We start from the raw sequence: 7,028 nt of genomic DNA on the forward strand, positions 1-7,028 counted from the left end.
GGGAGGGGGAGGGTGGCGTGGCGGGGCGCATGCCCCAAGTCTAAAGGCCAGCACCCACGCTCGCCGGACCCTGGCCCGGCGGGCACCCCGGGTGTCTGGGAATGACATCCCCAGGGGACCGCCTGTTCACGTTCCCGGGCGCGGTGTGTCGGTTTCCGAAGGTCTTGGAAGGCCCCGGACTTTCGTCAGGGGCGGGCGCGCGGACGTGGCCTTTTGACAACAGTCGCCCGGGCCGCCGCCGGGCGTTCAAGCCCTCGCAGGCCCGTGTCCTTCAATTCGCGCCGTGCCTGGGCCGCTGGCAGCCCGGTGAAGTGCATGGCCAGCGCCAGCTTCACATTGTCGCCCGCGGCCCCGAGCAGCGCTGCTGCCCGCGCCGGGGGCAGGTCCGTCAGCTCCGCCACCATGCGCGCCGCGCGGGCCCGCAGCTTCGTGTTCGTTGGCCGCACGTCCACCATGCGCCCCCGGTACACGTGGCCCAGCGACACGAAGGCCGCGGTGGTGAGGGCGTTGAGCACGAGCTTCGTCGCCGTGCCCGCCTTCAGCCGCGTGGAGCCCGCCACCACCTCCGGCCCCGTGCGCGCCAGCACCACTGTATCCGCGCGCATGCCGGGTCCGGGCGGGTTGCAGCACACCAGCACCGTGCGCGCCCCGCGCTCGCGGGCCTCGTCCAATGCGCCCCGGACGTAGGGCGTGGAGGCGGAGGCGGAGATGCCGCACACCACGTCCCGCGCCGTCGCCCGGAATGTCCGCACCGCCCGGGCCCCCGCGCCGGCGTCGTCCTCGGCGCCCTCCACGGCGCGCGTCAGGGCCTTCCGGCCGCCAGCGATAGCCGCCTGGACCCGCGTCGCCGGGACACCGAAGGTGGGAGGACACTCGCTCGCGTCGAGTACGCCGAGCCGTCCGCTGGTTCCCGCGCCCACGTAGAGCAGCCGGCCACCAGCGCGCAACGCTTCCGCCACGGTCCGGGCCGCTGCCGCGATGGACGGCAACGCCTCACGGACCGCGCGAAGCGCGATCAGGTCTTCTTGATGCAACCGCCGGACGACCGCCTCGACAGAGAGGAGGTCCAGGTCATCCGCACGGGGATGGAGCCGTTCGGTGGGCGGAAGCGCGGACTTTCGAGCGCGCGTCATGCCCACCGGAAGGCTCCCGGACTTCAGGCGGCCTTGGTCACCTTGCCGGCCTTGATGCAGCGGGTGCAGGCCAGCACGCGCTCGATGCTGCCGCTCACGTTCGCCCGCACCTTCTGCAGGTTCGGCAGGGTCCGCTTCTTGGTCTTGTTGTTCGCGTGGCTGACGTTGTTACCCACCAGCGGACGCTTCCCACAGAGGTCGCACTTCCACGCCATGACTGCTAACTCCTTGAAAACTGGGGCGTTCGACAACAGCCCATAAAAGAGCGGCGGACCCTACCAGAAACAGGCCGGAAATCCAGCCGGATCCGACCCAAAGCCTATCCCTTGAGCGGATCCTTCTTCTTCAACATGTCCTGCACCAGCTTCGCGGCGCGCATCCCCGCGAGCAGCTCGCCTTCCAGGCCCAGGCCGGGCAGCACCTCACGGCCCGCCAGGATCACGTTCTTCGCGGGCGTGCGTTGCTTCAACCCCGTGACGCCCAGGAAGGCTTCCGTTTCGAAGCTGTAGAGCGGGTGGGGCATGAGCCGGCTGCCGCGCACTCCGCCGGCGTCCAGGTAGGGGACCGAGCGCAGCGCGCGGTGCTGCTTCGTGAAGGGCATCAGCCGGTCCAGATGCTCGTCGATGCGCGTGGCCAGCACCTTGAGGTGGTCCTCACCCTCGTCGCGCGCGGTGGCCGGGACGAAGGCGCCGGCGCACACCACGCGCACGCCCTCCACGTCCTTGCTCCCCGGGGTCGCGGAAGTGCGCGCCGGGTGCTGCTGCACCAGCAGCGGGCCCAGCTCCGCGTCCTGCGTGTCCACCAGCACCAGCTCGCCCATGCCGCGCGGAAGGGCCGCCTCCGGCACCACCCAGTTCACGCTGAAGAGCAGCGACTTGATGTTGGCTTGATCCAGGTGCTCCAGCAGGCCGCGGTTGTGCTTCTTGTCCGTGACCAGGCGGCGCAGTGCCCCGGAGTCCGTGGCCGTCACCAGGCACGACGCGCGGTAGAGCGTGTCCGAGCGCACCAGCTTCACGCCGGAGAACTTGCTGCCGTCGAACGCCAGCTCCTCGACGATGAAGCCCGCCGGGTTGTCGCGGCCCAGCACGTCGCCGCCCAGCTCCGTCAGCCGCCGGGTGAGCACGTCGCGCAGGGCGTCCATGCCGCCGGGGTAGGTGGACGGCGCGGTGAGCACCTGGGACAGGGCCCGCGTTTGCGCCAGGGGCGCGGAGGGCTTCTCCAGGTGGACGAGGAAGGGCAGCAGGCCGCGCACCAGCGACAGCGCGGGGTCCTCGCCCGCCAGCCGGGGAGGGGCCTCCAGCGCCGGGTGGTCCTTGATCTGCCCCTTGAGCTTCCAGCCTTCGAAGAAGCCGTCGGGCGGCAGCTGGGGGCCTTCCTTGAAGAAGGCGTTGGTGGCCTCGTGCTGCGCGGCGCTGCCGGAGAGCGCGCCCTGGATGCCCTCGCCGGCCTCGCCGAACTCGCGCGTCAGCTCCGCGCGGCGGCGGGCGGCGTCGCCGAGCAGGTCCACCCGGTTCCTGGGCAGCACGAGCTGGAGCTCGGGGGCGTGGGGGCGCAGCGCGCGGCCGATGGCGGTGGACAGCCCCAGCTCCGCGAGGGCCTCCTCCACCGCGGGCATCGCCTTGAGGGGCGGCGCGACGAAGGGGGCGTAGGGCAGCACGAAGCCATCGTGCTCGTAGCCGGGCCCCATGCCGTCGTGCTCCACCAGCAACACGCGGTGGTTGCGCTTCGCCAGGAGCGCGGCGGCGAGCGCGCCTCCGACCTGGCTGCCCAGCACGATGACGTCGTACACGTGCCGGGACGGGCCCGAGGGGAGCTTGAGTTTGGCGGCGGACGTCGACATGGCCACCGAACACTACACAACGTCACCGCGTCTGGCGCCCTTTTGGCGCCCCGGTTTCAGGGGCGGCCGGACCCGGGGTGGGGCGGGTGTGCCCTCAGGCCCTGGAGCTGAACAGGCGTGCCAGCAGCTCCGGGGGCAGCGAGTCGAAGTCCGGGGCGGTGTAGTGGGCCCCGGCCTGCTTCAGCGCCTCCGCGGTCGTGGTGGTGGTGATGCCCACGGTGACCATGCCGGCGGCGCGCGCGGACAGCACGCCGTTGATGGCGTCCTCGAAGGCCAGGCACGACTCCGGAGGCACCTGCAGCGCCTTCGCCGCGGCCAGGAAGATGTCAGGCGCGGGCTTGCCTCGGGTCACCTGTTCGGCACCGACGACACATGCGAAGAGCGGCCGCACGGAGAGCCCGTCCAGCACCAGCTCGCGGTTGCCCTGCGGCGCGGCGGTGGCCACGGCCAGGCGCAGGTTCGCATCGCGCAGCCGGTGGAGGAAGCCCTCCGCTCCCTGGTGCAGCGCCAGGTAGGGCCGGTAGATGGCGCGGTAGTGGGACTCCTTCTCCTCCGCGAGCGCGTCCAGCTCCGCCACGGAGAGGGTGCGGCCCAGCAGCTGCGGGAGGATCTCCTCGTTCTTCTTGCCGGCGAACTCGTTCTGGAAACGTTCCGCCGTCAGTCCTTCCAACCCGAGCTTCCGGGCGAGCGTCACCCAGGCGCGGTTGTGGAAGTCCATGTTGTCGACGAGCGTGCCATCCATGTCGAAGACGGCGGCGAGCAGGGGGGCGGCTGCGGAAGTCATGTTCTTCCCAATACCGATTTCCGCTGCCATGTCACCCCCGAATCTCCCATGCGAGCCCCTTCCGGGCTGATATCCCCCACGCCATGAGCGAGGACGTGCTGCTGGAGACGCGAGGGGCCGTGGGCCTGGCCACCCTCAACCGCCCCAAGGCGCTCAACGCGCTGTCGCTGGAGATGTGCCACGCACTGCATCCCCGGTTGGACACCTGGGCGGCGGATCCGTCCGTGAAGGCGGTGGTGATCCGCGGCGCGGGGGGCCGTGCATTCTGCGCGGGAGGGGACGTGCGCGCGGTGGCTGGTTCGGTCGCACGGTCGGACCTGTCGCTGTCGCGCGAGTTCTTCCGCGCGGAGTACGCGCTCAACCATCGGATCCACCACTTCCCGAAGCCGTTCATCGCGCTGGTGGACGGCATCTGCATGGGCGGGGGGCTGGGGCTGTCCGTGCACGGGGCCTTCCGGGCCGTGACGGAGAAGCTGGTGCTCGCAATGCCGGAGACGGCCATCGGCATCTTCCCGGACGTGGGCGGTGGCTGGTTCCTGCCTCGCTTCCCTGGCGAGACGGGGACGTACCTGGGGCTCACCGGCGCGCGGTGTGACGCCGCGGATGCGCTGTGGTCCGGATACGCGACGCACCGGGTGGAGTCCTCGCGGCTGGAGGACGTGGTGGATGCGCTGGCGAGCGCGGACTGGAGCGGGCCGGGGCGTGACGTGGCGGCGCGCGTGCTCCAGGGCTTCCATCAGGAGCCAAGCGCGTCGGCGCTCGCGGCGCGGGCGGACGTCATCGCGCGGTGCTTCCAGGGGAACCGTGTGGAGGACCTCCTCGCGGCGCTGGAGCGCGAGGGCACGGCGTGGGCGGAGGAGACCCGCGCGACGTTGCTGCGCATGTCGCCCACGAGCCTCCGGGTAACGCTGCGGCAGCTGCGCATCGGACGCGGCCAGGACTACGACGCGACGGCGCGCATGGAGTACCGGTTGAGCCAGGCGCTGACCCAGCGGCCGGACTTCCAGGAGGGGATCCGCGCGGTGCTGGTGGATAAAGATCAGAAGCCCCGGTGGAGCCCGGCCACGCTCGCGGAGGTGACGGACGCGGAGGTGGAGGCGTGCTTCGCGCCACGGCCTGGGGACGAATTGGAGCTGCCTGCGCGGAGCTGACTACAGGTCCTCGTCACTCACGACGGTGCGTCCGTCCGCGCGCAGCAGCGCGGTGGTGATGCCTTCACCAGGGCGCAGCACGCCTGACTCGTAGACGCGCTGGCTGCCGCATGAGGGGCTCTTCTCCTTCAGCAGCGCCACCGTGACGTCGAACCGCCGCGCGGACTCCAGGGCCAGCCAGGCGCCTTCCTGGAACGCGGCGGTGCGGTCCTCGCGCGTCTCTCGTGTGAGGGCCCGTGCGCGGCCGGCCCAAACGTCCACGCCTGTTCCACCGGCGAGGTCCACGGGAGGCCGTGGAATGCCCATGCCCGCGGCGGCCTCCGGACAGATGGGGATGACGGCCTTGCCCTCCAGCGCGGCGAGCACTCGCTCCGAACGCTGTGAGCGTCCGTCGTAGCGGCACGCTTCGCCCAGCAGACACGCGCTGACCATCACCGTGGGGGCCGCGCGCAGGGCTTCCCGTCGAGCATCGCGGGCCGACTCCTCGGGGCCCGTCACATCCGGCGCCGGACGCGACGGCTCCACGCCCTTCGTCACTTCGGGGCACCCGGGCTGCGCAGGGCGCCCGCATCTCCCGTCACCCGCGCGGCCACCTTCGTGCGCATCCCATCCAGCGTCACCGCGCCCGTCACCGCCAGCCGCACGGCCAGCGGATACAGCCGGTGCTCCTCCGCGAGGATGCGCGCGCTCAGGCTCGCCTCGTCATCCTCCGGCAGCACGGGCACCGCGGCCTGCGCGATGATGGGCCCCGTGTCCGTGCCCGCGTCCACGTAGTGCACCGTGCACCCGGCCACCTTCACGCCGCGCTCCAGTGCCTGCCGTTGCGCATGCAGCCCCGGGAACGCGGGCAGCAGGGAAGGGTGGATGTTCAGCACGCGGCCCGGGAAGCGCTTCAGGAAGTCCGCGCTCACCAGCCGCATGAAGCCCGCCAGACACACCCACTCCACGCCCGCGTCGGCCAGCACGCCGAGCACCGCCGCCTCGAAGTCCGCCTTGGACCCGAAGCCCTTGTGATCCACCACCTCCGCGCGCACGCCCGCCTTCCGGGCGCGCTCCAGCGCGAACGCCGTGGGCACGTTGGACAGCACGCACGCCACCTCGGCCGGGTAGTCCGCCTGCCCGGCCGCGTCGAGCAGCGCCTGCAGGTTGCTCCCGCCGCCGCTGACGAGCACCCCCAGCCGCGCCCGCCGCGTGCTCATGGGTCGATGACCGCCGTGGCCTCGCCCTGGCCTGCTTCCACCCGGCCCACCTCGGACGCCTCCACACCCCGGGCGTGCAGCACCTCCAGCGCCTTCGCCACGTCCTCCTTCGCCACCACGACGATGAGGCCCAGGCCCATGTTGAACGTGCTGAACATCTCGTCGCGCGCCACGCCGCCCGTCTTCGCGATGAGGTCGAAGATGGCCGGCTTCTTCCACGACGACTCGCTCAGCACCGCGCGCGTCCCGTCCGGCAGGCACCGGGGCAGGTTGCCCGGGATGCCGCTGCCGGTGATGTGCGCCATGCCCTTCACCTTCACGGCCTGGCACAGCGCGAGCGCGTCCTTCACGTAGATGCGCGTGGGCTCCAGGAGCGCGTCACCCAGCGGCCGGCCCAGCCCCGGCGGAGCCATGTCCAGCGGCAGCTTCGCGTCGTCCAGCAGCACCTTGCGCGCCAGCGAGTAGCCGTTGCTGTGCAGCCCCGACGACGTGAGGCCGATGAGCGCATCCCCCGGCTTCACCGTCTTGCCGTCGATGATGGCGGACCGCTCCACCACGCCCACGCAGAAGCCCGCGACGTCGTACTCGCCCCGTGCGTAGAAGCCCGGCATCTCCGCCGTCTCCCCGCCCAAGAGCGCGCACCCCGCCTGCTCGCAGCCCAGGGCAATGCCCTTGACCACCTCCGCCGCGGCGTCCACCTCCAGCTTCCCCGTGGCGAAGTAGTCCAGGAAGAACAGCGGCTCCGCGCCACAGGTGAGGATGTCGTTCACCGACATGGCCACCAGGTCGATGCCCACCGTGTCGTGGCGCCCCGCCAGGAAGGCCACCTTCAACTTGGTGCCCACGCCGTCGGTGCCCGCCACCAGCACCGGCGCCTGGTACTTGCCGGGCGGCAGTGCGAACAGGCCGCCGAACCCGCCC

The 7,028-nt window shown here is 71.6% G+C and carries 8 protein-coding genes; 1 reads left to right on the plus strand and 7 read right to left on the minus strand.

All coding sequences use genetic code 11. From position 1 onward, the window contains the following. Positions 1–185: 185 nt before the first annotated feature. From murQ to D7W81_RS38325, 4 genes are all read right to left on the minus strand, one after another. The gene (gene murQ, locus D7W81_RS38310; RefSeq protein ID WP_120560303.1) at positions 186–1,133 is read right to left on the minus strand and encodes an N-acetylmuramic acid 6-phosphate etherase; all 948 of its coding nucleotides are present in this window, start codon (positions 1,131–1,133) and stop codon (positions 186–188) included. Positions 1,134–1,156: 23 nt separating this feature from the next. Then, positions 1,157–1,348 carry a 50S ribosomal protein L28 gene (gene rpmB / locus D7W81_RS38315; RefSeq protein WP_014398134.1) on the minus strand — a complete coding sequence of 64 codons (192 nt, stop codon included), beginning with the start codon at positions 1,346–1,348 and terminating at the stop codon, positions 1,157–1,159. Between the two features lie 104 nt (positions 1,349–1,452). Continuing rightward, positions 1,453–2,973, minus strand: coding sequence for an NAD(P)-binding protein (locus D7W81_RS38320; protein ID WP_120560304.1), 1,521 nt, complete (start codon positions 2,971–2,973; stop codon positions 1,453–1,455). 94 nt (positions 2,974–3,067) lie between these two features. Next, the gene (locus D7W81_RS38325; RefSeq protein WP_120560305.1) at positions 3,068–3,757 is read right to left on the minus strand and encodes an HAD family hydrolase; all 690 of its coding nucleotides are present in this window, start codon (positions 3,755–3,757) and stop codon (positions 3,068–3,070) included. Between the two features lie 83 nt (positions 3,758–3,840). Between D7W81_RS38325 and D7W81_RS38330 the strand changes: the two genes are divergently transcribed. Beyond that, positions 3,841–4,908 (plus strand): enoyl-CoA hydratase/isomerase family protein, encoded by a 1,068-nt coding sequence (locus tag D7W81_RS38330; RefSeq protein ID WP_120560306.1) that lies wholly within the window; start codon positions 3,841–3,843, stop codon positions 4,906–4,908. Here D7W81_RS38330 and D7W81_RS38335 read toward each other — a convergent pair whose 3' ends face one another. The 3 genes from D7W81_RS38335 to purM all read right to left on the minus strand — a co-directional run. Beyond that, complete coding sequence (locus D7W81_RS38335) at positions 4,909–5,445, minus strand: 2-thiouracil desulfurase family protein (protein ID WP_244227721.1); 537 nt, start codon at positions 5,443–5,445, stop codon at positions 4,909–4,911. Then, the gene (gene purN / locus D7W81_RS38340; RefSeq protein WP_120560307.1) at positions 5,442–6,107 is read right to left on the minus strand and encodes a phosphoribosylglycinamide formyltransferase; all 666 of its coding nucleotides are present in this window, start codon (positions 6,105–6,107) and stop codon (positions 5,442–5,444) included. The genes D7W81_RS38335 and purN overlap by 4 nt, the downstream gene beginning before the upstream one ends. After that, positions 6,104–7,028 (minus strand): phosphoribosylformylglycinamidine cyclo-ligase (gene purM / locus D7W81_RS38345; RefSeq protein WP_120560308.1); only part of this gene is annotated, 925 nt, incomplete at its 5' end. The genes purM and purN, both read right to left, overlap by 4 nt.

The organism is Corallococcus aberystwythensis (assembly GCF_003612165.1).
Lineage (GTDB): Bacteria > Myxococcota > Myxococcia > Myxococcales > Myxococcaceae > Corallococcus > Corallococcus aberystwythensis.